Source organism: Providencia sp. PROV202 (genome assembly GCF_028479565.1).
GTDB classification, from domain to species: Bacteria; Pseudomonadota; Gammaproteobacteria; order Enterobacterales; family Enterobacteriaceae; genus Providencia; species Providencia zhijiangensis.
Genome location: NZ_JAMPNV010000001.1, coordinates 169,872 through 193,188, shown reverse-complemented (window position 1 = coordinate 193,188; position 23,317 = coordinate 169,872). Strand labels below are relative to the sequence as shown.

23 protein-coding genes are annotated in these 23,317 nt (G+C 41.9%); 15 read left to right on the top strand and 8 right to left on the bottom strand.

Annotated features, from left to right (window positions below; translation table 11 throughout):
• Positions 1 to 103: 103 nt before the first annotated feature.
• From PR799_RS00870 to PR799_RS00860, 3 genes are all read right to left on the bottom strand, one after another.
• Positions 104 to 502, bottom strand: a complete 399-nt coding sequence (locus PR799_RS00870) for an MAPEG family protein (RefSeq protein ID WP_154626705.1) — start codon at positions 500 to 502, stop codon at positions 104 to 106.
• A 105-nt stretch (positions 503 to 607) separates the two neighbouring features.
• Positions 608 to 1,012 carry an NUDIX hydrolase gene (locus PR799_RS00865; RefSeq protein WP_154626708.1) on the bottom strand — a complete coding sequence of 135 codons (405 nt, stop codon included), beginning with the start codon at positions 1,010 to 1,012 and terminating at the stop codon, positions 608 to 610.
• A 72-nt stretch (positions 1,013 to 1,084) separates the two neighbouring features.
• Positions 1,085 to 1,423, bottom strand: coding sequence for a DUF4377 domain-containing protein (locus PR799_RS00860; protein ID WP_036948292.1), 339 nt, complete (start codon positions 1,421 to 1,423; stop codon positions 1,085 to 1,087).
• A 352-nt stretch (positions 1,424 to 1,775) separates the two neighbouring features.
• Between PR799_RS00860 and aspS the strand changes: the two genes are divergently transcribed.
• The 6 genes from aspS (at position 1,776) to ruvB (ending at position 7,229) form a co-directional block, all read left to right on the top strand.
• On the top strand, positions 1,776 to 3,545 hold the full coding sequence (gene aspS / locus PR799_RS00855; protein WP_272521030.1) for an aspartate--tRNA ligase: 1,770 nt from the start codon (positions 1,776 to 1,778) through the stop codon (positions 3,543 to 3,545).
• Positions 3,545 to 3,979, top strand: coding sequence for a dihydroneopterin triphosphate diphosphatase (nudB, locus tag PR799_RS00850; RefSeq protein WP_154626717.1), 435 nt, complete (start codon positions 3,545 to 3,547; stop codon positions 3,977 to 3,979). The genes aspS and nudB overlap by 1 nt, the downstream gene beginning before the upstream one ends.
• 30 nt (positions 3,980 to 4,009) lie before the next feature.
• A complete protein-coding gene (locus tag PR799_RS00845; protein WP_154626719.1) occupies positions 4,010 to 4,753 on the top strand; it encodes a YebC/PmpR family DNA-binding transcriptional regulator in 744 nt (247 codons plus the stop codon).
• 225 nt (positions 4,754 to 4,978) lie between these two features.
• On the top strand, positions 4,979 to 5,500 hold the full coding sequence (gene ruvC / locus PR799_RS00840; protein ID WP_036948281.1) for a crossover junction endodeoxyribonuclease RuvC: 522 nt from the start codon (positions 4,979 to 4,981) through the stop codon (positions 5,498 to 5,500).
• An 84-nt stretch (positions 5,501 to 5,584) separates the two neighbouring features.
• Entirely contained in the window at positions 5,585 to 6,202 is a 618-nt protein-coding gene (gene ruvA, locus PR799_RS00835; protein WP_006659946.1) for a Holliday junction branch migration protein RuvA, read from the top strand.
• A gap of 16 nt (positions 6,203 to 6,218) precedes the next feature.
• Complete coding sequence (gene ruvB / locus PR799_RS00830) at positions 6,219 to 7,229, top strand: Holliday junction branch migration DNA helicase RuvB (protein WP_036948275.1); 1,011 nt, start codon at positions 6,219 to 6,221, stop codon at positions 7,227 to 7,229.
• A 133-nt stretch (positions 7,230 to 7,362) separates the two neighbouring features.
• Here ruvB and znuB read toward each other — a convergent pair whose 3' ends face one another.
• Both znuB and znuC read right to left on the bottom strand, forming a co-directional pair.
• The gene (gene znuB, locus PR799_RS00825; RefSeq protein WP_006659943.1) at positions 7,363 to 8,148 is read right to left on the bottom strand and encodes a zinc ABC transporter permease subunit ZnuB; all 786 of its coding nucleotides are present in this window, start codon (positions 8,146 to 8,148) and stop codon (positions 7,363 to 7,365) included.
• The gene (gene znuC / locus PR799_RS00820) at positions 8,141 to 8,908 is read right to left on the bottom strand and encodes a zinc ABC transporter ATP-binding protein ZnuC (protein WP_154603903.1); all 768 of its coding nucleotides are present in this window, start codon (positions 8,906 to 8,908) and stop codon (positions 8,141 to 8,143) included. Before znuC ends, znuB begins: the two co-directional genes overlap by 8 nt.
• 72 nt (positions 8,909 to 8,980) lie before the next feature.
• On the opposite strand from znuC, the gene znuA reads away from it, so the two are divergent.
• The 8 genes from znuA to PR799_RS00780 all read left to right on the top strand — a co-directional run bounded on the left by znuA (position 8,981) and on the right by PR799_RS00780 (position 18,436).
• Entirely contained in the window at positions 8,981 to 9,940 is a 960-nt protein-coding gene (gene znuA, locus PR799_RS00815; protein WP_154626723.1) for a zinc ABC transporter substrate-binding protein ZnuA, read from the top strand.
• Positions 9,941 to 9,969: 29 nt separating this feature from the next.
• Positions 9,970 to 11,295 (top strand): murein DD-endopeptidase MepM, encoded by a 1,326-nt coding sequence (mepM, locus tag PR799_RS00810; RefSeq protein ID WP_154626725.1) that lies wholly within the window; start codon positions 9,970 to 9,972, stop codon positions 11,293 to 11,295.
• A gap of 117 nt (positions 11,296 to 11,412) precedes the next feature.
• On the top strand, positions 11,413 to 12,387 hold the full coding sequence (gene lpxM / locus PR799_RS00805; protein WP_154626728.1) for a lauroyl-Kdo(2)-lipid IV(A) myristoyltransferase: 975 nt from the start codon (positions 11,413 to 11,415) through the stop codon (positions 12,385 to 12,387).
• A 220-nt stretch (positions 12,388 to 12,607) separates the two neighbouring features.
• Entirely contained in the window at positions 12,608 to 13,465 is an 858-nt protein-coding gene (locus tag PR799_RS00800; protein WP_272521029.1) for a LysR family transcriptional regulator, read from the top strand.
• A 186-nt stretch (positions 13,466 to 13,651) separates the two neighbouring features.
• Positions 13,652 to 14,173, top strand: coding sequence for a fimbrial protein (locus PR799_RS00795; protein ID WP_154626733.1), 522 nt, complete (start codon positions 13,652 to 13,654; stop codon positions 14,171 to 14,173).
• Complete coding sequence (locus PR799_RS00790; protein ID WP_272521027.1) at positions 14,091 to 14,888, top strand: fimbrial biogenesis chaperone; 798 nt, start codon at positions 14,091 to 14,093, stop codon at positions 14,886 to 14,888. Before PR799_RS00795 ends, PR799_RS00790 begins: the two co-directional genes overlap by 83 nt.
• 3 nt (positions 14,889 to 14,891) lie before the next feature.
• Positions 14,892 to 17,405 (top strand): fimbria/pilus outer membrane usher protein, encoded by a 2,514-nt coding sequence (locus tag PR799_RS00785; protein ID WP_272521026.1) that lies wholly within the window; start codon positions 14,892 to 14,894, stop codon positions 17,403 to 17,405.
• A gap of 8 nt (positions 17,406 to 17,413) precedes the next feature.
• Positions 17,414 to 18,436, top strand: coding sequence for a fimbrial protein (locus PR799_RS00780; protein ID WP_272521025.1), 1,023 nt, complete (start codon positions 17,414 to 17,416; stop codon positions 18,434 to 18,436).
• 61 nt (positions 18,437 to 18,497) lie between these two features.
• On the opposite strand, the gene pyk is transcribed toward PR799_RS00780, so the two are convergent.
• Positions 18,498 to 19,940: a pyruvate kinase gene (gene pyk, locus PR799_RS00775; RefSeq protein WP_036948247.1), complete on the bottom strand. Its 1,443-nt coding sequence runs from the start codon at positions 19,938 to 19,940 to the stop codon at positions 18,498 to 18,500.
• Between the two features lie 200 nt (positions 19,941 to 20,140).
• The gene (locus tag PR799_RS00770; protein ID WP_272521024.1) at positions 20,141 to 20,986 is read right to left on the bottom strand and encodes a MurR/RpiR family transcriptional regulator; all 846 of its coding nucleotides are present in this window, start codon (positions 20,984 to 20,986) and stop codon (positions 20,141 to 20,143) included.
• A gap of 458 nt (positions 20,987 to 21,444) precedes the next feature.
• Here PR799_RS00770 and zwf point away from each other — a divergent pair, with 458 nt between their 5' ends.
• On the top strand, positions 21,445 to 22,920 hold the full coding sequence (gene zwf / locus PR799_RS00765) for a glucose-6-phosphate dehydrogenase (RefSeq protein ID WP_154638197.1): 1,476 nt from the start codon (positions 21,445 to 21,447) through the stop codon (positions 22,918 to 22,920).
• A gap of 71 nt (positions 22,921 to 22,991) precedes the next feature.
• Here the strand turns inward: zwf and PR799_RS00760 are convergent, their stop codons facing one another.
• Complete coding sequence (locus tag PR799_RS00760; protein ID WP_154626750.1) at positions 22,992 to 23,210, bottom strand: hypothetical protein; 219 nt, start codon at positions 23,208 to 23,210, stop codon at positions 22,992 to 22,994.
• Positions 23,211 to 23,317: the final 107 nt, after the last annotated feature.

Below are 23,317 nucleotides of genomic sequence, written 5' to 3'. Positions count from 1 at the left end.
TGTATTAATTAGCAGAACAAAAGTAGTGGCGGATTGTAGCAGAAAGCTATCTAACCTGAAAACAATAGAACCTGAAAAACAATCCGCACAGAAGCTAAGGAAATTAAAAGGAGAACGACACCATTTGTACCCAAGGTAGATAATAGGCATTGGCCATGACCATCAAGGCGAGAGCCAGATAAGTCCCCATCATTCCCATCCGACGTTGTGAATAGTCATGGTTTTTTAAACCGTAAGAGTGGAGCATGCGGCTTGCAATTAGCAGAATGCCACAAACATGGATCATCCAAACTTTGGCGCCATTCATTTCCATTAACAGTAATAAAATTAATGAAATTGGAATGTATTCGATGGCATTGCCATGCACACGGATAGCGGTTTGTAATTCAGAAAACCCACCATCGCCAACAGACACACGGTACTGATTTCTTAGCTTTACGACATGGAATGATAATCTCAGTATCAGTAAGGCTCCTAGTACAGCGTATAAAGAACTGACCATTTTTTACTCTACCTCTATGGAGATAAATTAAATTTTCTAAATTTTAAAACCTAATCAGTAAATCTACAAATAGAAATATATCGCTATTGATAATTCATTTTTGAATTATTTAATGAGATTATTCGCTTTGAGTTGCGCTAAGACAGCAATTGCAGTGATAGAGCAGCGATCTACATCATTGGAATCTAGCCACGCTAATTCAGCAATTTCAGCCGCGGGTTGAGGGATGCCGTCATAATCGGCTTGGTAGCAACGGATACAAACCTGTGTGCCATCTTGTTTGCCATCAGCCAGTCCGGTGAATTCTCCGTAGAAACGGATGGATTCAGGGTGCAAGGTTAATGTGAGTTCCTCATCGATTTCGCGAGAAAGTGCCTGTTGGTCCGTTTCACCTTGCTCACGTTTCCCGCCAGGAATATAAAATAGGGTTTTATTATGGGAACGTACCATGGCAACTTTGCCATTCTGAATGGTAATTAAACCTAATTTATCAATGATTTTAGTGCTCATTTTTAGCCTTAACGCGTTGTCGTTTGTCGTGACTCACAGAAAAGGGCAGGTGGTTTTACACCTGCGTCGACATTATTTTTTCTCGATAACTTTGACTAACTCATAACGGATGCTTGGGGCATCAGCGGGTGGGTTAGGCACATCAAACTGTTGAACCTCTAGCACGTAGTTATAGCCCGGTTCATAGCTGAATCCTTGAATGGATGAGTAAAAATATTGCCAATCATCTGTTGGTTTTTCTTTCACTTTCATGCATTTCATCGGTGCAACGCCGACACAGTCAGCCAGAGAGGAGTCGATATAAAAGATTTTATTGTTGCTGTTGGTGGGCTTCATTGTATTGGTATTATTTCCATTTTGGCATCCTGCAAGCAGAACAAGAAGAGATGATGCGAGTAGAATTTTTTTCATAAAGGTTCCTCTAGTTTCAGGCAAAAGTGTCTGAATATGAGTAATTATAGCAAAATGAAACGGGTAATTATTCCCAAAAAAATTGTGTTCTAACAAACAATCAGATTTTAATCATCAATTAGATGAGCAACTTTTCTTAGATTAGTTACGATCGTTTTGATAGATAAGAGCCATTTTTATTGATTGGAGATGGTTTTTTTGTATCAATTTCGCAGTTAAGCTGTATAGCAAACTGTTTGTCTAACAGAATTTCCTATATAATGTCTGCCTTTTTTGACATTCTGAATTTTCAGCTAAATGCCAAATTCCCGCAGCAAGCAAAAGCACAACAAGCTGAGTAAAAGGATAGAGTATGCGTACTAATTATTGTGGGCAATTAAATATCGCTCATGAAGGCCAGAAGGTCACTCTTTGTGGATGGGTAAACCGCCGTCGTGACTTAGGTGGTTTGATTTTTATCGATATGCGTGACCGTGAAGGTATCGTTCAAGTTTTCTTCGATCCAGAGCGTAAAGACATATTTGAGAAAGCGTCAGAACTGCGTAACGAGTTCTGCATCCAAATCACAGGTACAGTACGTGCGCGCCCAGATAGCCAGAAAAACAAAGATATGGCTACGGGTGAAATTGAAATCTTTGCTGAAGGACTGGAAGTCTTTAACAAATCTGAACCTCTGCCGTTAGACAGCAATCAAACCAACACGGAAGAGCGACGTTTAAAATACCGCTATTTAGATTTACGCCGTCCGGAGATGTCAGACCGTCTGCGTACTCGCGCGAAAATTACCAGCTTTGTTCGTAACTTTATGGACAAAGAAGGCTTTATGGACGTTGAAACGCCAATGCTAACCAAAGCGACGCCAGAAGGGGCGCGTGACTACTTAGTACCAAGCCGTGTTCATAAAGGCAAATTCTACGCATTGCCACAATCCCCTCAGCTGTTCAAACAGTTGCTGATGATGTCTGGTTTTGACCGTTACTATCAAATCGTAAAATGCTTCCGTGACGAAGATTTACGTGCTGATCGTCAACCTGAATTTACCCAAATCGATGTGGAAACCTCATTCATGAGCGCGGAACAAGTTCGCGAAGTGATGGAGCGTATGATCCGCAATCTGTGGCTTGACGTGAAAGGCGTTGATTTAGGCGATTTCCCGATCATGACTTTCGCAGAAGCGATGCGTCGTTACGGTTCAGATAAACCAGACCTGCGTAACCCAATGGAACTGGTTGATGTTGCGGATATCGTTAAAGATGTTGAATTTGCCGTATTTGCAGGTCCAGCAAATGATCCTAAAGGTCGTGTTGCAGCCCTGAAAGTGCCAGGTGGCGCAGCAATGACCCGTAAACAAATTGACGAGTACGGCAATTTCGTGGGCATTTATGGTGCAAAAGGCTTAGCGTGGATGAAAATCAATGAACGCGCGAAAGGCTTAGAAGGCGTTCAGAGCCCAGTTGCGAAGTTCCTAAGCTTAGAAATTATCGAGCAAATTATCGAACGTACTGGCGCAGCGGATGGCGATATCATCCTGTTTGGTGCGGGTGCGAAAAATGTGGTGACTGACTCCATGGGCGCATTACGCCTGAAAGTAGGTCGTGACTTCGAATTGACCAACCTAAATAGCTGGCAACCACTGTGGGTTATCGACTTCCCAATGTTTGAAGAAAATGGTGAAGGCGGCTTAACCGCAATGCACCACCCATTTACTTCACCGAAAGATTTCACACCGGAAGATCTGGCGAAGAATCCTGAAGATGCTGTTGCGAATGCCTACGATATGGTTATCAATGGTTACGAAGTGGGTGGCGGTTCTGTCCGTATTCACCGTAGTGAAATGCAACAAACTGTATTCGGTATTTTAGGTATCAATGAAGAAGAACAGCGTGAGAAGTTCGGCTTCCTGTTAGATGCACTGAAATATGGTACGCCACCACATGCAGGTTTGGCATTTGGTTTAGACCGCTTAGTAATGCTGTTAACTGGAACTGATAACATCCGTGATGTTATTGCCTTCCCGAAAACGACTGCAGCGGCATGTTTAATGACCAATGCGCCAAGCTATGCAAACCCAGATTCGTTGACTGAGTTAGCGATTGCAGTTGTGGCGAAAGAAGAAGAGTAATGAAAAGTTATAAGCGCCCAGAGTCGGTATTAGTCATTATGGTGGCTGAAAACACGGGGCGGGTGCTTATGATGCGGCGTAAAGATGATCCAGACTTCTGGCAATCAGTGACCGGAAGTTTGGAACTTCATGAAAACAGTGCTGCGGATGCAGCGCTTCGCGAAATCAAAGAAGAGACGGGGTTTAACCCGCAACCAAGTCAGTTACATGATTTGTCGAAAAGTATCATCTTTGAAATTTTCTCGCATTTCAGGCATCGTTACGCACCGGATGTAACCCACTGTAAAGAACATTGGTTTAAATTGGTGCTGAGTGATGAACAAACGCCATTACTGACTGAACACACAGAGTTTTGTTGGCTTGAACCGCAAAAGGCGGCAAAGCTGACAAAATCGTGGAGCAACAGCCAGGCTATTTTAGAATTTGCTGTTTAATTATTTTATTGACGTTTTTGGAGATATTTCATGGCAGGTCATAGTAAATGGGCCAACACCAAACACCGTAAAGCGGCGCAAGACGCAAAACGCGGTAAGATTTTCACTAAAATTATTCGTGAGCTGGTCACTGCAGCACGTTTAGGCGGCGGCGATGTCGCAACTAACCCACGTTTGCGTGCTGCTGTGGACAAAGCATTATCAAACAACATGACCCGCGACACATTAAACCGTGCGATTGCGCGTGGTGTGGGTAATGATGAAAACGATAATATGGAAACCATCATTTATGAAGGTTACGGTCCTGGCGGCACAGCGGTTATGGTTGAATGTTTAAGTGACAACCGTAACCGTACCGTATCCGAAGTTCGCCACGCGTTTACTAAAACGGGCGGTAACTTAGGGACTGATGGTTCTGTATCTTACCTGTTCACCAAACGTGGCGTGATCACTTACGCACCGGGCGTGGACGAAGATGCACTGATGGAAGCAGCACTGGAAGCGGGTGCTGACGACGTTGAAACTTACGATGATGGTGCAATAGATGTTTACACCACCTTTGAAACGTTTGGTGCTGTTAAAGACGCACTAGATGCTGCTGGTTTCACTAGCGAAGCCGCTGAAGTTTCTATGATCCCATCGATTAAGGCAGAACTTGATGTTGAAACAGCACCAAAATTAATGCGCCTGATCGACATGCTAGAAGATTCAGACGACGTACAGGAAGTTTATCATAACGGTGATATCTCTGATGAGGTTGCTGAGCAACTGTAATTAAGACGATGTCTGCGTAGAGAAAGCGGGCTGTGTCCAGCCTGTTTTCTCTAACGCCTCTCCCATCTTCACCTTTTCTTTTATTTGCTATATTTATGATGGCAGGAATGCTATTTACACTGAAATCTCGGTGGAAATGGTGATATTCCCTCGTTGCCATTGTGGCAGCCATTAGATGGGGATAAGATGATATGAAAATTAATAAAGGGCAACTATAGGTTTTATATGGCGATTATTCTGGGTATCGACCCTGGTTCACGGATCACAGGATACGGTGTTATTCGCCAACAAGGTAGGCAATTACTCTATCTCGGAAGTGGGTGTATTCGTACTCAAGTTGATGATTTGCCAAGCCGTCTGCAGCGTATTTATGCGGGAGTCTCGGAAATTATCACCCAGTACCAACCTGATGTTTTATCCATTGAACAAGTCTTTATGGCGAAGAATGCGGACTCAGCACTAAAGTTGGGGCAGGCACGTGGTGTGGCGATTGTCGCGGCAGCAAACCAAAATATTCCCGTTTTTGAATATGCGGCTCGCCAAGTCAAACAAACCGTTGTGGGAACGGGCGCGGCAGAAAAAAGCCAAGTTCAACATATGGTGAAATCTATCCTAAAGTTATCTGCAAGCCCTCAGGCTGATGCTGCGGATGCGCTGGCAATTGCTATCACGCATTGCCATTTTAATCAAAACCTACTGAAAGTCGGCGACCCGCGTTTAGTGCTAACTCGCGGAAGATTAAGATGAAGACTGGATATGCATCCAGCATTTTTTGTGGTATAAACACCAGAGTCAAAATTTAAGACGCTAATCAAATTAAAGGGGTTCAGTGTGATAGGTCGTTTACGTGGCATCGTGTTAGAAAAGCAACCACCCATTGTGTTACTTGAGCTACAAGGTGTTGGCTATGAAGTTCATATGCCAATGACCTGTTTCTATGAATTACCTGAAATTGGCCAAGAAGCCATAGTTTTTACCCACTTTGTCGTGCGAGAAGACGCGCAATTGCTGTATGGCTTCAATGACAAGCAAGAACGCGCACTATTTAAAGAGCTGATTAAAGTTAATGGTGTAGGCCCTAAACTGGCACTCGCGATTTTATCGGGTATGTCCGCTCAGCAATTTGTGTCTGCCATTGAGCAAGAAGCGATTTCCTCTCTGGTGAAACTACCAGGTATTGGCAAGAAAACTGCCGAGCGTTTAGTGGTCGAAATGAAAGACCGCTTCAAAGGCTTGAATGGGGATCTTTTCAACTCAGTGAGCGATATTGATTTACCAAGCGTGAAGAGCCAAGGGCCAAGCCAAGCAGATATTGAAGCCGAAGCGGCTGCTGCCTTGATTGCGCTGGGATATAAACCGCAAGAAGCTAGCCGTATGGTGAGTAAAGTCGCGAAACCTGATAGCGATTCTGAAACCCTGATCCGTGATGCCTTACGCGCAGCACTTTAATTGAGAGATTAATACGATGATTGAAGCTGATCGCCTAATTACTGCTGAAGTGCTGCATTCTGAAGAAGAAGCCATTGATCGCGCGATCCGCCCTAAATTACTGGATGAGTATATTGGGCAACCGCAAGTTAAGCATCAAATGGAAATATTTATTCAGGCAGCCAAAATGCGGGGTGATGCGCTTGATCATCTATTAATTTTTGGGCCTCCAGGGTTAGGAAAAACCACATTAGCGGGTATTGTCGCCAATGAGCTTGGCGTTAATTTGCGAACAACGTCAGGGCCTGTATTAGAAAAAGCAGGGGATTTGGCAGCCATGCTGACTAACCTTGAACCTCACGATGTCCTGTTTATTGATGAAATTCATCGCCTTTCGCCAGTAGTTGAAGAAATTTTGTATCCTGCCATGGAAGATTACCAATTGGATATTATGATTGGTGAAGGCCCTGCGGCACGTTCCATTAAAATCGATTTACCGCCATTCACGTTAATTGGCGCTACTACGCGGGCTGGCTCATTAACTTCGCCACTACGTGATCGCTTTGGAATTGTACAACGATTAGAGTTTTACCAAGTTGATGATTTGCAGCACATTGTAAAACGTAGCGCTCAGTATATGGGGCTGGATATCACCGAAGAAGGGGCATTGCAGGTCGCGATGCGTTCTCGAGGTACACCACGGATCACCAATCGTTTATTACGTCGTGTGCGTGATTTTGCTCAAGTGAAAGGCAATGGCAGTATTGATGAGTTGATTGCGAGCCAAGCGCTGGATATGTTGAATGTGGATGCGGCAGGCTTTGACTATCTTGACCGTAAACTGCTGGTGGCCATCATTGATAAGTTTATGGGGGGGCCAGTGGGTGTTGATAACCTTGCCGCTGCGATTGGCGAGGAGCGTGAGACCATCGAAGATGTGCTTGAACCTTATCTTATTCAGCAAGGTTTTATCCAGCGAACGCCAAGAGGGCGTATGGCAACAGCCCACGCTTATTCTCATTTTGGATTAACGCCGAAAGAGGTTTAACCCAAAAAAGCGTCTTTAATACAAAGATAATTAAATGTGGTATCACGAAAAAGCCCTTGAGCATGAAAAATGACTCAAGGGCTTTTTATTTGAGGCTAACTTGTATTGGTGGCTCTGTTATTTGCAGTCGAGATTAGTTTTTCGTTTTTACGCACAAACTTAAGATAAACAAAATAGCGGAGGTGAGTACAACAGATGGCCCTGCGGGAGTATCGTAAAATGCTGATAGGGTTAATCCGCCAGTAACGGAAATCATGCCAATACCAATCGCAGTGAGTGCCATTTGCTCAGGCGTTTTGGCAAAACGTCGGGCGGTGGCAGCGGGAATGATCAGCAAAGAGGTAATAATCAGTGCACCCACGAATTTCATCGCAATCCCGATAGTTAATGCAGTCACCATCATCAATAATAAGCGAGAACGCTGGAGATTAATTCCATCCACAAAAGCTAGCTCTGAGCTAACTGTCATTGATAAAAGCGCCCGCCATCGATAAAAAAGCAACCCACAAACGACAACCACGCCAATTAAAATCGTTATAATATCTTCGTATGTTACTGATAACAAATCGCCAAATAAGTAAGCCATTAGGTCAACGCGGACATTTGCCATTAGGCTGACAACAACCAGCCCTAAAGAGAGGGAACTGTGAGCCATAATGCCGAGTAACGTATCCACGGCGAGTTGAGGACGTTTTTCCAGCCATACGAGGATCAGGGCCAATAATAAAGTCACTGCGATCACGGCGTAAAAGGGATTAATGTTTAGTAGCAAACCGAAGGCAACACCTAGCAAAGATGCGTGGGCGAGGGTGTCCCCAAAATAGGACATACGGCGCCAAACCACAAAGGAACCTAAAGGGCCGGCAGCAATCGCGAGTAACATACCTGCAATCCACCCAGGTAGCAGTAACTCAATCATGGTGGCAATCCTTGCTATGTTGGTGGGATGAGATCACATTACCTTCTAAGTCATGTTGGTGATTGTGTTGATGACGGTAAACACCCAGTTGCTGTGCGCCGCGATAGCCAAACATAGCGACGAACTCTGGGTGGTTAGAGACGACATCCGGGGTACCTGAGCAACAAATGTGCCCGTTGATACATAAAACTTGGTCCGTTTTTGCCATCACTAAATGTAGGTCGTGAGAGACCATAAGAACCGCGCAACCGAGTTCAGTTCTCAATTGATTGATTAAGTCATACAACGCAACTTGACCATTAATATCGACGCCTTGGGCGGGTTCATCAAGAACCAACAAGTCAGGTTTATTGAGCAAAGCACGCGCAAGCAGAACGCGCTGGGTTTCACCGCCCGAGAGTTTCTGCATTGGCTGATCAATAAGATGCGTGGCTTTAACCCGTTCGAGAGCGGGTAATAAATGTTCCGTGCGGACACCTTGCTTTAACATCATAAACCGCTTCACGGTTAGAGGTAGGGTGGTATCTAAATGCAGTTTTTGTGGAACATAGCCAATAGAGAGTGATGAGGCTCTGCTGATAGTGCCTGATGTGGGCGCTAATAGCCCCAATACCACGCGAACAATCGTAGATTTACCAGCACCATTAGGCCCCAATAACGTCACGATATCACCTTTGTTAAGTGCAAAAGTGACATCCTTTAATACGGGTTTATCGCCAAATGAGACTGAGATTTTATTTAAAGATAGTAGTGGTTGCATATGAAAACATCTTGCAGAAATCAAGTTGTGTTATATTATAACATTTCAATTTTAAGATCACGGAAAATGTTCATGATACACAAATCGAAACTTATTACCCGTAAATTCATCTGCAAAGCTACGTTAACCTCAGTTTTAACCGCATCGATGTTGCCAATAGCCAACGCCGATGTCGTTACATCGATTAGACCTTTAGCCTTCATTGCTGCGGGGATCGCTGATGGTGTCACTGATACACAAGTTTTACTTCCAGATGGTGCTTCGCCACATGATTATGCACTGAAACCATCGGATTTAAAAAAGATAAAACAGGCTGATTTATTTGTTTGGGTTGGACCTGAATTAGAAATGTTTTTAGAGAAGCCAATCAACGTGTTAGACCAGAATAAACGTCTGGCATTGGCAGAGCAGAAAAATATTCATAACTTATTAATGGCCGAAAACCACGAGGAGGAAGATAGCCATCAACATGCCGATGAACCTAATCATGATGCGGATCACGAACATCATCACCATGGTGAGTATAATATGCATATCTGGTTGTCTCCAGATATTGCAAATTTGGCAGCCGATGATATTTACGCGCGTTTAGTAGAGCTTTATCCTGCTCAGAAAGATAAGCTGGACGTAAACCTTCGTAAATTCAAAGAAAACATGGCGCAAAACAATAAGAAAATTGCTAGTATTTTAAAGCCGGCTCAAAATAAAGGGTATTTTGTTTTTCACGATGCTTATGGCTACTTTGAAAAACACTATCAGCTCGCTCCATTAGGGCATTTTACGATAAACCCTGAGATTCAGCCCGGTGCCCAAAAATTGCATCAAATACGAACACAACTGGTTGAGCATAAAGCGCAATGCGTTTTTGCTGAGCCACAATTCAGACCTGCGGTTATTGAAAGCGTAGCGAAAAATACGGGAGTCAAGATGGGTACTCTCGACCCACTCGGTAGTGGGCTGGCAATTGGACCAGATAGCTACATGAAGTTTCTGACTCAATTATCAGAACAATACGCAAGCTGCCTGAATTAAGCATAGAGGAATAGTTTAAAGTGCAGCAAATGGCAAGTGGTATTGTGCAAGCATTTAACGGCTTGTCCAAGACCCATAAAATTGTGTTGAGCACGCTCACTGTCGCTACCATGGCCGTCGCGATTTGGCGGCCTGTACATATCCCTACCACGTATGAAAGTGACAGTTCTCCTGATACCGTCATTCCTTTTTCTCAATCTGCGATTGAGGCAGAAGGTGATGATTTAATTCAAGATAGTAGCGAACAGTTACCCGATGAAGGTGTTGCAGATAGCGACACCGATGCGTCAGATGCGGATGGTACACCGCTCGCACATGAATATGTTGTCTCAAGTGGCGATAATTTATCGTCTATTTTGACCCAGTTTGGTATTGAAGCTGGTGATGTTGCGACACTTTCAAACCAACATAAATCATTACGTAATTTAAAAATCGGTCAAACCCTTAGCTGGACATTGAATACGGACGGCGAATTAGAGTCCTTAACATGGGATGTTTCTCGCCGTGAAACGCGTATCTTCAAACGTGTTGGGGCAACCAACAAATTTGAAGAAGTGAAAGAGATCCGTAAAGGCGATTGGACAAACAGCGTGATGAGCGGTTCTATCGACGGAACGTTTGCTCAAAGCACAAAGAAAGCGGGTTTGACTCGTACAGAAGGCCGTGAAGTTACCAAAGCATTACAGTGGCAGGTGGACTTTAGCAAGCTGAAAAAAGGCGATAAGTTTACCGTTTTAATGGGCCGCGAGATGCTCAATGGGACTCATGAACAGAGTCAACTAGTTGGTGTGCGTTTACAGTCTGGCGGTAAAAATTACTACGCTTTCCGTGCTGAAGATGGTCGCTATTATGACAGTGAAGGTAATGGTTTAGAACGCGGTTTCTTGCGTTTCCCAACGGTTAAGCAGTTCAGAGTTTCATCGCACTTCAACCCACGTCGCGTTAATCCTGTAACTGGCCGTGTAGCACCACATAAAGGGGTCGACTTCTCAATGCCAGTGGGCACGCCAGTATTAGCGGTTGGTGATGGCGAAGTGATTGTAGCGAAATACAGCGGCGCAGCAGGAAACTTTATTGCTATTCGCCATGGTCGCCAATACACCACGCGTTATATGCATTTACGTCAATTGCTGGTGAAACCAGGGCAGAAAGTGAAGCGTGGTGACCGCATTGCATTATCGGGTAATACTGGACGTTCTACAGGACCACATCTCCATTTCGAAATGTGGGTTAACCAGCAAGCCGTCAACCCACTGACTGCGAAATTACCAAGCTCAGGTGGTTTAACAGGTAAAGAACGTAAAGAGTACTTAGAGCTGGTCAAAGAGACTAAACCTCAGCTTAAATTGAAATAACCATTTCAGTTTCTTCATCCAATAACTGGCAGATACTTGTGTCTGCCAGTTTTTTTTGTAATGCTCTTACACATTCATTTTTGGTTATCAAAATAGCCGTGATTTCTTGGGTATAACATGAATAAAGAACAAGATACCGACAGCAAAAAGGGCTATGTGCCAACGTTTCATAAATCCTATTTATTACCTAAATATTGGGGCGTTTGGATGGGAGCGGCTGTGTTTGTTGCGCTTGCGTACATTCCTGTCAAAGTCCGTGATCCCATGTTAGCTAAAATAGGAAAGTGGGTTGGTCGTTTGGCAAAAAGCGCTCGTCGTCGTGCAAAAATTAACTTGCTCTATTGTTTTCCTGACATGACTGAACAGCAAAGAGAGGTATTGGTTGATCGCATGTTTGAAACCGCGCCGCAATCTTTTGTTATGTTGGCGGAGTTGTGTGTTCGTGGTGCTGAACGTACATTAGCGCGTACGCAGTGGCATAACAAACAGATTATTGAGCAACTGCAGGAACAGCAAAGCAATGTGATTTTTATGGTTCCTCACGGCTGGGCAGTAGATGCTCCTGCCATGCTATTAGCTGCGATGGGGCAGAATATGGCGGCTATGTTCCATCACCAGAAAAATCCCGTCGCAGATTATTTGTGGAACAAGGCGCGTTACCATTTTGGTGGGCGACTTCATTCTCGTGAAGCAGGAATTAAACCTTTTATTGCATCGGTCAGACAAGGTTACTGGGGCTTTTATCTACCAGACCAAGATCATGGGGAAGAGCACAGTGAGTTTGTTGATTTCTTTGGCACATATAAAGCGACCTTACCCGCTATCGGTCGATTGATGAAAGTGTGTAAAGCGAAAATTGTTCCTTTATTTCCGGTGTACGATCACGTTAATCATCAATTACATATCTATATTCGTGAACCAATGGATGATATTGATGGGCAAGATGATAACTATATTGCGCGTCGAATGAATGAGGAGTTAGAGTTTTTAGTTGAACCTAATCCAGAGCAATATACGTGGATCCTTAAGCTCTTGAAAACGCGCAAGGAAGGTGAGATAGAACCCTATCAACGAAAGGATTTATATCGCTAGATATCTTTTCCAGTATCATAAAAGCCACGGTAATAATCTCCGTGGCTTTTGTTTTTTTAGGGGCTAAATATTTATTATATATATCATTCGAGAATAAATTTAATTTAAAAGGTGACTTTAAAATAATGCTAAAAGTCCAAGGCTGAGGAGTGATATTCTAAATACATTGTTATATTCTTCTCGAGATAAAAGTAAGGGAAGATAATGGGCTGGAGACATTATGGATAAAACGAAAACAACATTAGACCAGTGGATAACTTTGCAAGCTGTGGTCGATTATGGTGGGTTCGCGCAAGCGGCTGAAGTATTACATAAAACACAATCTTCGATTAGTTATACCATTAGTAAACTAGAACAAATATTAGATATTGAAATCTTTGTAGTAGAAAAACGACGCGCCGTATTAACAGAACAGGGTGAAGCGTTATTAACATTATCACGAGAAGTAACCAATAAAGCGATTGCATTAGAAATAGCCGCGAAATTAATAAATAAAAAAATAAACAATAAAATAAAGATAATAATAGATTCGTTATATAGCAGTGATGACCTATTAAAGAAAATTGGAAGTCTAATAAAAAGTAGAAAAGACTATGATGTTGAACTAACTAAAACACTTCTCAATCGAGAAGATATCTTATTATCCAAAGAGTTTGATTTATTGATATCTCATCATTATGTAAGTTCATTAAATCCCATCTTTTTAGGGGAGGTTGATGCAGTTCTTGTTACAGAACCTAATCATTATTTACAGCGATGCACGAAAGATAAAATTAGACATAAACTGGAAAAAACACCGCATATAGTGTTGTCTACTACTTTTCAAGATAAGATACGAAGTCACCAAACCGTTAAGGTCACAAATACTGAAACAGCGATTAAATTAACTAGGAATTCAGTCGGTTACTCTTGGTTTCCAAGGGATATTATTCATGAATTGATAGAGGAGAATATCCTAAAAGAAGTTGAGAATGATATTTTTAATTTTAGATACCAATTCTATATGTATAGAAATAAGAGCCCCATAATAAATGATATAATCATAAATTACCTATTTAATGATTATGAAACTAATTGATTTTAGTTTTAAATTTATTCTATAAAGTATATAAGTATTTTTGATTTAGATTAAAAAAATTCAATATAACCATTCATTAACTTAATTGAATGGTGATGCTATATTTCTGGCGAACAAAAAATATAGATTATATTTCATTTTCGAAAGATAAATTTAAAAACATACATTCTATTTATAGGAAATATTATGCATATTCTAAATAAAGCTCTAAATTTATTGGGAGTGAGTTTGGCTATCACGATGGCACCGACAGTGCTTGCTTCTGGTGTGATTAATTTTACGGGAGAAATAACGGAGCAAGCTTGTACCGTAGATAGCCAATCACGTAACTTAAATGTTGATCTTGGTCGAGTATCAACCAAAAGTTTATCTTCCGCTGGAGAAATGGCTGGGTTAACGAATTTCACAATTAAACTTGTGGATTGCCCTGAAGATACCAAAGTCACGGTTAATTTCGCTGGAAACCGTGATGCGGTTGACCAAGATATTCTGGCGTTACATCATGGTGCTGGAACAGCAAAAAACGTGGGTATCGCCCTGTATGAAAAAAATGCAACTTCTCAGATTAAATTGTACGAAGATAGCAAAGAGGTTGCTTTAGCAGGAAATTCGGCAGAGTTGGAGTATGTTGCAGCATTTAAAGCTACAGGTGCAGCAACGGCGGGGCAAGCGAATAGCAGCGCAATTTATAGTATTCAATATCAATAATATGCTGGGTGACGTTTGTCACCCATACTTATTTTATGTTGGCTCTCATATGAAAATAATTTATTCAGCTGTTTTATTTTTTTTCTGTTTTATTTCTTTAGCATCTGCTTCTGGGATCAGCGTAGGAGGAACTCGTTTTGTTTATATGGATAATAAACGAGAAATTTCAATTCCAATCTTTAATAGTAATGAAAAAAAACCTTTTCTAATCCAAAGTTGGGTAACAGGATTTAATGAAGATATTAAAGCGCCATTTATTGCAACACCAGCTTTATTTCGTGTTGAGCCAAACAGTTATGGAGCAGCAAGAATTGCGTATTTAGGTCAGTCACTTTCATCTAATCAAGAGAAAATATTTTTATTAAATATAAAATCAATCCCTCCTAAGGATGAGAGTATTGAAAATGAGCTGCAGATTATTATTAATTCTCAGTTTAAGCTTTTTCTACGTTCAAACGATATTGAACCATTGAATTTTGAAAATATAATTTTAACAAAAGAGAATGATGGAGTAAAAATCAATAATAAAACACCATATCATTTATCAATTAAAAGTATTTTAATTAATGGTGAGAGTATCAAAGGAACGAAAATGGTCTACCCATGGGTAGATAATTATATTTTAAAAAGAAGAATGGATAAGGGGCATGTAGTTACTGTCGAATTTATCAATGACTATGGTGCTATTGTGGAAAAGAAAATAACCAAGAGCTAGTGTATGGAAACACACCATTTAATCAAAAACTGGTTGTACAGTAAGAAAATCATTTTTATTAAGATTACATTTCTTTCATCAATTGGGTTTCCATCAATCCTCTGCGCAAGTGAACTATTTGATATCAATGCAGTTAATACAGGAATTGAAAATCAGCTATCAGACCCTTTAATATTAAACTATCTCTCTACAACAGAAGGGCAACTCCCTGGTCGTTATCAGGTCAATATTTATGTTAATGGAAATAAAATAGCAGATGAATTGATTGAATTTATTTACGATGATGAAGAAAAAAAACTAAAACCCAAGATAAATAAAGATCAGTTAATAAGTTGGGGTGTCAAACCTTCAATGTTATTACAAGAAAGTGAAATCTCTTCAATCGACAAATTTTTAGATATTAAGCAATTAATTGATGGTAGTGACATTCACCATGATTTCTTTTCAAACCGATTAGATATTAGTATTCCTCAAATTGCTATGGAAATGGCGAGCCGAGGCTATATTGACGCCGCTGAATGGGACGATGGGGTCAACGGGATGTTTATTAACTATTCAGCACGGTTTAATCGAGCGTGGGGAAGCCCAAACAGACAACAAAATATTTATGTAGGTCTACGAAATGGAATTAACTGGGGCGCTTGGAGGCTACGTAATCATAGTTATTACAATGACACGAATGAAAAGATTATTTTGCATAGTTTGCAAACCTTCTTAGAGCGGGATATTCGTGATTTTAAAAGTCATTTAATTATTGGAGAAACAGCGTCTGATAACGGGATCATGGATGCTTTTCAATATCGTGGTATCAAGCTAATGTCGGAAGAAAGCATGTTACCGCAAAGTCGCCGTGGATTTGCTCCTGTCGTTAATGGTGTTGCAAATACTAATGCGGTGGTCACTGTTCGCCAAAATAGCCAGATTATTTATCAAACGTCGGTACCTGCTGGGGAATTTATATTGAATGACCTTTATCCAACGTCGTTCAGTGGCGATTTACAGGTTATGGTCGCCGAAGCAAATGGTTCAATAAGAACATTTACCCAACCTTTTTCTAATGCTCCCATCATGCAAAGGGAAGGTTCATTAAAATACAGCATTGAACTTGGAAAATATCGAGAAGATAAAGGGACGCAAAAACCTTATTTTATTCAATTCTCTGGGATCTATGGTCTGCCAATCAATTTAGCAAATTATGGCAATGTGTCGTTATTAGGTGGTGCGCTTATCTCAGAAGATGAACAAGTTTATGTTTTAGGAACTGGAGTGAGTTTAGGTTATTTCGGGGGGATTTCACTGGATATGAAATACTCACAATCACACTGGCAGCAATATGCAAAAATGACGGATCAAACCTACCGTTTTCAATATACCAAATATATTCAAAATACAGCGACGGGACTGAATTTATCCGCTCAATACGCTTTAGAGCCAGATATAAACCATGCCTTTTTTCAAGCCATAAGCATTGACCGAATATCAAAAAAACAACGGTTACAGATTGCTTTGAGCCAAGCGTTAGGGAAATGGGGATCTTTAAACATTAATGGATATCAGCAAAAGTACTGGGGACAGTCAGGGGCCGATAATAACCTTACGGTCAGTTTTAGCTCTCAGTATAAATCTATTAATTACAGTTTTTCCTATTCTCATTCTGAACAAAATAATCCCCATAGGGTGGATAAATTGTTCTCCTTTAATTGCAGTATGCCATTTCGTTGGAAAGAAAATGCGTACTGGGGTGTTTATAGCCACAACACGAGCCGTAATGCCGGCGGAATAAGTACAGTTAGCTTGAATGGCTCAGCCTTCAATGCCAATCAATTACAATACGATATTACTCAACAATATCATCATAAAAATCGACAATTCAGCCATGGTATTCGTGGTAATTATTTAACCTCTCACGGTGAATTTGGCGCTGGTTGGGATTATGCCCCCGAATATCAAACTATTCATGCTGCGGCGACTGGATCGCTGTTATTTCATCAAGATGGAGTGACTGCTTCACGGGCGTTTTCCGATGCCATTGGACTGGTTAAAGCGCAAGATATTGATAATTTGAAAGTGAATAACGTGCCTTCACTGCATACCAATGGGCAAGGGTATGCGGTGATCCCGATGTTAACGCGCTATGAGCGCAATAAAGTAAGCGTAGATACCTCGACGTTAAAGGGTAATGATGATGTGGAATTGAATTCAGCAACTGTTGTTCCCACAAGCGGTGCAATTGTTTTGGTGGATCTCAAAGCGAAGCGTGGTGGGCGAGTGGTATTAAAACTGAAGAAAAATAGCCAGTTACTCGGATTTGGTACTCAAGTTAATATTCTCGAACAGCAGCATATCGTCTCATCGGGCATTGTAGCGAATGACGGAGAAGTTTATTTGAGCGGGGTTCCTGCGCAGAGCGTTGTTCAAGTTAAGTGGGGAGATGCGCATACACAGCAGTGCAAGTTGCCTCTTCAGATTGATTTGAACAATCCAAATATCCAATTTATCGAAGGGACTTGCCAATAAGGAGGCTTATGAAACAATTTGCTATCTCCAGCGCTATCTACGCCATTATGTTGCTGTTCTCACCAAGAATTCTCGCAGACTATCGAGCTGAATTTTCATCTTACACGGTACCGATATCTCAAGCGTTGTATGTTCCTAAAAATGCGCCTATTAACTCACACATTGCGACAATAGAGCTGGGAACTTATACGCCATGGGTATGGTGGAATGAATCGGGGACAACGCGAGTGGGAATTAATTTACCCGGGATCTTTGATGATCATTATCAGATTGCTGGGGTCGGTGCCATTAAAGAAATTGGCCTCTCAGGTATCGGCTTTGCATTGCACGGTTCAGTTAATAGCCCGTGTTCAGCGAGGGGATATGTGAATGGTAAAAATAACCGCGATGGAAATCCGGCGAATCGTTTACTGTGCCCAAGTAGCGAATCAAGGGGCAATTACAGTGTTACTTTGAAGGCCGCATTCTATAAAATCCGCCCTCAAGTGAATTCTCAATTATTACAATCGACTAGTGCCGCGATGTTGATTGTGTTTAATGATAAGTTTATTACTCAGGATGCATTTGGAAATGTTGAGCCAAAAATTTGGTTGTCACCGATTAATGTGATTGCTAATGGATGTGAAGTGAAAAATCGGGTAGTCAATGTCGCCTTTGGTCAAGTGGAAAAGTCAGGCGCCAATGGGGTGGGTATGACAGTTTCGAATAGCCGTAAACGATTCAAAATTGAGCTTGAATGTGATGAATCCTCGCCAATAAAGATCCGTTTTATGGGAATGGCTGATGCGAGTGGATTAGGTGGAACGATTGCACTCAATAATCCGAATCATCAGAAAACTGCAAAAGGCTTTGGCATTCAAATTAAACACAAAGGAAAACCCATTAAACTGAATCAAATGGTGCAAGTTTCCCGCTTAAATCAAGCGCAACACTACGTTATTCCGTTAGAAGCGGCCTATATTCAAACTGCAGAGAAAACACGTGGGGGAAAGGCAGATGGGACGTTGCAATTCAATCTGCAATATCATTGAGATGACAAAATAAAAGGGAGCCTAAGCTCCCTCTATAACGATAAATTGAACGGCTAGATTATCATTCAACGACTAAAATACGGCAGGTATTGGTGCTGCCGATGGTGCCCATTTGGTCACCTTGAGTCACGATAACCGTATCACCAACCATCAAGTAGCCATTGTCACGTAATCGTGCGATGGCCTCACTTGCTGCCGCAATACCATCAGTATGCGTGCTGCAAAATACGGGGGTGACACCACGATACAGTGAACATTGGTTCAATGTTTTTTCATGGCGAGACATCGCAAAAATTGGCAAGCCAGAGCTAATACGCGACATAATACGTGCGGTACGACCTGATTCAGTCATCGCAATGATCGCTTTAACACCTTTTAGGTGGTTAGCGGCATACATGGTTGACATTGCTATCGCATCTTCTGAACTTTCGAATTCAGCGTCTAAACGGTGTTTTGAAATATTTAGACCTGGCATTTTTTCCGCGCCAAAACAGACTTGAGCCATAGCGGCGACTGTTTCCGCTGGGTATTGTCCTGCGGCAGTTTCCGCAGATAGCATCACTGCATCGGTTCCATCTAAGACGGCGTTTGCCACGTCCATCACTTCTGCACGAGTTGGCATTGGGTTGGTGATCATCGATTCCATCATTTGAGTTGCAGTGATCACCACGCGGTTCAACTGACGGGAACGACGAATTAATTTCTTCTGTACGGCAACCAGTTCAGGGTCACCAATCTCAACTCCTAAGTCACCACGGGCAACCATCACAACGTCAGATGCAAGGATCACTTCGTCCATAATGTCGTCAGTCGCAACTGCTTCAGCACGTTCAACTTTGGCAACAATTTGGCATTCGCAGCCTGCATCACGCGCTAAACGGCGAGCATAATCCAGATCTTCACCTGAGCGTGGGAAAGAGACAGCTAAAAAATCCACATTGATTTTAGCGGCGGTAATAATGTCGGCTTTGTCTTTCTCTGTCAGCGCTTCTGCGGATAAGCCACCACCGAGTTTATTGATGCCTTTGTTATTGGAAAGTTGTCCACCAACAGTGACTTCGGTGAAAACTTGTAAACCTTGAACTTCGCGAACTTTTAACTGCACGCGACCATCATCCAGTAGGAGAATATCGCCAGGTACAACGTCAGCAGGCAGACCTTTATAGTCGATACCCACTTTATGCTGGTCGCCTTCACCTTTACCTAATGAGGCATCCAGTGTGAATTTATCACCAACATTGAGGAAAACTTTACCGTCTTTAAAAGTAGAAACACGAATTTTCGGACCTTGTAGATCCCCAAGAATAGCGACGTGACGCCCTAATCGAGCCGCTATCTCACGCACTTTATTTGCGCGCGCCATGTGGTCTTCAGGAGTTCCGTGAGAGAAGTTAAGGCGAACAACGTTAGCCCCAGCATTGATAATTTTTTCTAGATTATTATCACGATCGGTTGCTGGACCAAGGGTTGTAACAATTTTAGTTCTTCTAAGCCGTCTAGACATGTATTACTCCGTGACCTGTAATGGTACAAATATAAGTGAAACCATTTCACTCCATTTCGAAACCTATTTACTGCAAATAGGGGTGCTGACACGAGCACAGCTATTATATACAGCAAATTTCTTAAAGCCATCGGGAGAATAAAAACTCTTTGGGCCCGGTAGAATTAAGAAACCGCTTTTAACATTGTCATTTCCATCTTTCAGACATTATCAAACCGCGAATCGCGTAACGCTTCTTTGACCCGTTTCAAGTTATCTCTAAATTTTTCGCCTCTACGCAAAGTAAATCCAGTGGTTAATACATCAATGACGGCAAGCTGTGCCATTCTAGAGACCATTGGCATGTACATATCCGTATCTTCAGGGACATCAATAATAATCGATAAGTTGGCTTCTTTGGCGAGAGGAGAACCTTCAGAGGTAATTGCGATGACCGTCGCATCATTCTGGCGAGCGAGTTGCGCCATATCGACTAAGGCTTTTGTGCGTCCTGTGTGAGAAATCAACACAATCACATCCCCCTCACTACTATTGATGCAGCTCATGCGTTGCATGACAATATCATCAAAGTATATGACTGGAATATTAAAACGGAAAAATTTATTCATCGCATCGTGGGCAACCGCCGCAGAAGCCCCAAACCCAAAAAAGCTGATTTTTCGCGCTTGAGTCAGTAAATCAACGGCGCGATTAATGACATGAGTATCGAGGGTATGTTTGACATTGTCTAACCCGGCCATTGCGGATTCGAAAATCTTGTGAGTATAGGTATTGACGGTGTCTGTCTCTTCGATATGGCGATTAACGTAAGGCGTGCCATTGGCGAGATTTTGCGCTAATTTTAATTTAAAGTCAGGAAACCCTTTGGTTTCCATTTTGCGGCAAAATCGGTTGACGGTAGGCTCGCTGACATCCGCCAATTGGGCCAATGCAGCGATACTTAAATGAATAGCACTTTGGGGCATACTTAAAATGACTTCCGCCACTTTTTTTTCTGATTTACTCAAAAAATCGAGGCTAGTTTTCATTTGTTCTAAAATATTCATATAGCAAAAGTGCCTATTTCAGCAAAAGGAGAAATATTTCTGCCATCAGCGTATGGTGGCATTAACATCCGGATATGACTGAAAATATACTACGTGTTGGCTGTAAGCTATCTATGCACTGAGCGTAACTAATGGCTTTTTTACGAAAATATGACCCGTATCTAATTTTCAACTGAGTAAACTCGCTACATAAACCGTGATTTTCCAACAAAGCTGGAAGCATTCAGTGATAAAAAATTTTATTGATGTCTGGGTATGCTGTATTTTTCAGCATAAAAACTGTGACCAGCGTCATCAATATTTACTGAGCAGGAGCAAACGGGTACATTAGCAGGCAACCGATTGTATTTTTATAAAAACGATACTCAGAACCTATCTCATTAGAGTGAAATACTCCCTTGTTTTCTCTGGGCTCTAATCAGATAGTTTCTAAATTCCGCAGATTGAGGAGAACCAACATGGCGGTACATAATGCTGCTCAAGCTTGTGACCTGATTATTTTCGGCACTAAAGGTGACCTAGCGCGTCGCAAGTTACTTCCATCACTGTATCAACTGGAAAAAGCAGGTTATATCCATCCAGATACTCGTATTATCGGCGTTGGTCGTGCCCAATGGGAACGAAACGATTATGTAGAATTTGTGCAAAAAGCCTTAAATGACTTTTTGAAAGAAGAGCTAGACCCTGCTCTGTGGGAGCGTTTAAGCGCCCGCTTAGATTTCTGTAATTTAGATGTCAGTGAAACCGATAACTTCGTTCGTTTAGCGGATATGCTCAAACAAGACGAACAACCTGCCATCCACTACTTCGCGATGCCACCAAGTACATTTGGTGAAATGTGTCAGGGACTGGGTCATGCAGGGCTGAACAAGCAACCGAACCGCGTGGTAATGGAAAAACCATTAGGAACAGACTTAGCTTCATCTCAGCAGATTAACAACGAAGTGGCTAAATATTTCGATGAAAGCCAAGTTTACCGAATTGACCACTATCTAGGTAAAGAAACGGTTTTAAACTTACTGGCACTGCGTTTTGCGAACTCACTGTTTATTAATAACTGGGATAATCGCACCATTGACCATGTGCAGATCACTGTTGCGGAAGAAGTCGGTATCGAAGGTCGTTGGGGTTACTTTGACCAAGCTGGTCAGATGCGCGATATGGTGCAAAACCATTTGCTGCAGATTTTAACGATGATTGCCATGTCACCGCCTGCAGACTTAACCACTGACCGTATTCGTGATGAAAAAGTGAAAGTGCTGCGTTCTTTACGTCGCATTGACCACACAAACGTACGTGAGAAAGCGGTACGCGGTCAATATACTGCGGGCTTTGTGCAAGGTAAGAAAGTACCAGGCTACTTAGAAGAAGAAGGCGCCAACAAGCAAAGCCAGACAGAGTCCTTTGTGGCTTTACGTGTGGATATTGATGACTGGCGCTGGGCAGGCGTCCCATTCTACCTGCGTACGGGTAAGCGCTTACCTGCAAAATGTTCAGAAGTTGTGGTCTATTTTAAAAAGCCGGCACTGAATATTTTCTCTGAAAGCTACCAAGATTTACCACAAAACAAATTGACCATTCGTCTACAGCCAGATGAAGGGATCGATATTGAAATTATGAACAAGGCGCCAGGCTTGGATCATAAACACCGTTTACAGACCACTAAACTGGACTTGAGCTTCTCTGAAACCTTCAACCAAACGCATCTTGCGGATGCTTACGAGCGTTTATTATTAGAAGCCATGCGCGGTATTCAAGCATTGTTCGTTCGCCGTGATGAAGTGGAAGAAGCATGGAAGTGGGTCGATTCCATTATGGAAGCGTGGGCAATGGATAACGACGCGCCTAAGCCGTACCAAGCGGGAACTTGGGGGCCAATTGCTTCAGTAGCAATGATTGCTCGTGATGGTCGTTCGTGGAATGAGTTTGAGTAATATTTTGCTCATATAAAGTATCTTGAAGAAATGGCGGAATAATTCCCGCCATTATTTTATCACTACATGGTTTATATTTTGCCTTCCATGTTAGCAATCATCGCTAGCCATTGAACTTCACTTCGTCGAAGATTTAACTGCTTCTCACCAGTATTCAAAGTAAATGAGTTTGTTGTGTTTTTCATGTCAACCATACAGTATTTATCTAATTCTAAAGTTGTTTTTAAATGAGAAATTTTAGCTTGCTGATTCTTAGGAATGGGGCGATGGGTAATAGACTTCAATAGCATTTTCTAATCCTTTATAGTCACTCATGAATCGGAATAGAAGTATGCCGTTTGTGATTCAATTTATCTTTCATAATAAGAGGGTTATCCCGATATTATTTATCCAGATA

Excerpts from the sequence above, each read along its gene's own strand:
- pyk (WP_036948247.1), bottom strand. The coding sequence starts at position 19,940 with ATGTCTAGACGGCTTAGAAGAACTAAAATTGTTACAACCCTTGGTCCA.
- aspS (WP_272521030.1), top strand. The coding sequence starts at position 1,776 with ATGCGTACTAATTATTGTGGGCAATTAAATATCGCTCATGAAGGCCAG.
- PR799_RS00785 (WP_272521026.1), top strand. The coding sequence starts at position 14,892 with ATGGAAACACACCATTTAATCAAAAACTGGTTGTACAGTAAGAAAATC.
- PR799_RS00760 (WP_154626750.1), bottom strand. The coding sequence starts at position 23,210 with ATGCTATTGAAGTCTATTACCCATCGCCCCATTCCTAAGAATCAGCAA.
- PR799_RS00865 (WP_154626708.1), bottom strand. The coding sequence starts at position 1,012 with ATGAGCACTAAAATCATTGATAAATTAGGTTTAATTACCATTCAGAAT.
- znuC (WP_154603903.1), bottom strand. The coding sequence starts at position 8,908 with ATGCAACCACTACTATCTTTAAATAAAATCTCAGTCTCATTTGGCGAT.
- znuA (WP_154626723.1), top strand. The coding sequence starts at position 8,981 with ATGATACACAAATCGAAACTTATTACCCGTAAATTCATCTGCAAAGCT.
- PR799_RS00845 (WP_154626719.1), top strand. The coding sequence starts at position 4,010 with ATGGCAGGTCATAGTAAATGGGCCAACACCAAACACCGTAAAGCGGCG.
- nudB (WP_154626717.1), top strand. The coding sequence starts at position 3,545 with ATGAAAAGTTATAAGCGCCCAGAGTCGGTATTAGTCATTATGGTGGCT.
- mepM (WP_154626725.1), top strand. The coding sequence starts at position 9,970 with ATGGCAAGTGGTATTGTGCAAGCATTTAACGGCTTGTCCAAGACCCAT.
- PR799_RS00800 (WP_272521029.1), top strand. The coding sequence starts at position 12,608 with ATGGATAAAACGAAAACAACATTAGACCAGTGGATAACTTTGCAAGCT.
- PR799_RS00770 (WP_272521024.1), bottom strand. The coding sequence starts at position 20,986 with ATGAATATTTTAGAACAAATGAAAACTAGCCTCGATTTTTTGAGTAAA.
- lpxM (WP_154626728.1), top strand. The coding sequence starts at position 11,413 with ATGAATAAAGAACAAGATACCGACAGCAAAAAGGGCTATGTGCCAACG.
- zwf (WP_154638197.1), top strand. The coding sequence starts at position 21,445 with ATGGCGGTACATAATGCTGCTCAAGCTTGTGACCTGATTATTTTCGGC.
- PR799_RS00790 (WP_272521027.1), top strand. The coding sequence starts at position 14,091 with ATGTTGCAGCATTTAAAGCTACAGGTGCAGCAACGGCGGGGCAAGCGA.
- ruvB (WP_036948275.1), top strand. The coding sequence starts at position 6,219 with ATGATTGAAGCTGATCGCCTAATTACTGCTGAAGTGCTGCATTCTGAA.
- PR799_RS00780 (WP_272521025.1), top strand. The coding sequence starts at position 17,414 with ATGAAACAATTTGCTATCTCCAGCGCTATCTACGCCATTATGTTGCTG.
- znuB (WP_006659943.1), bottom strand. The coding sequence starts at position 8,148 with ATGATTGAGTTACTGCTACCTGGGTGGATTGCAGGTATGTTACTCGCG.
- PR799_RS00860 (WP_036948292.1), bottom strand. The coding sequence starts at position 1,423 with ATGAAAAAAATTCTACTCGCATCATCTCTTCTTGTTCTGCTTGCAGGA.
- PR799_RS00870 (WP_154626705.1), bottom strand. The coding sequence starts at position 502 with ATGGTCAGTTCTTTATACGCTGTACTAGGAGCCTTACTGATACTGAGA.
- PR799_RS00795 (WP_154626733.1), top strand. The coding sequence starts at position 13,652 with ATGCATATTCTAAATAAAGCTCTAAATTTATTGGGAGTGAGTTTGGCT.
- ruvC (WP_036948281.1), top strand. The coding sequence starts at position 4,979 with ATGGCGATTATTCTGGGTATCGACCCTGGTTCACGGATCACAGGATAC.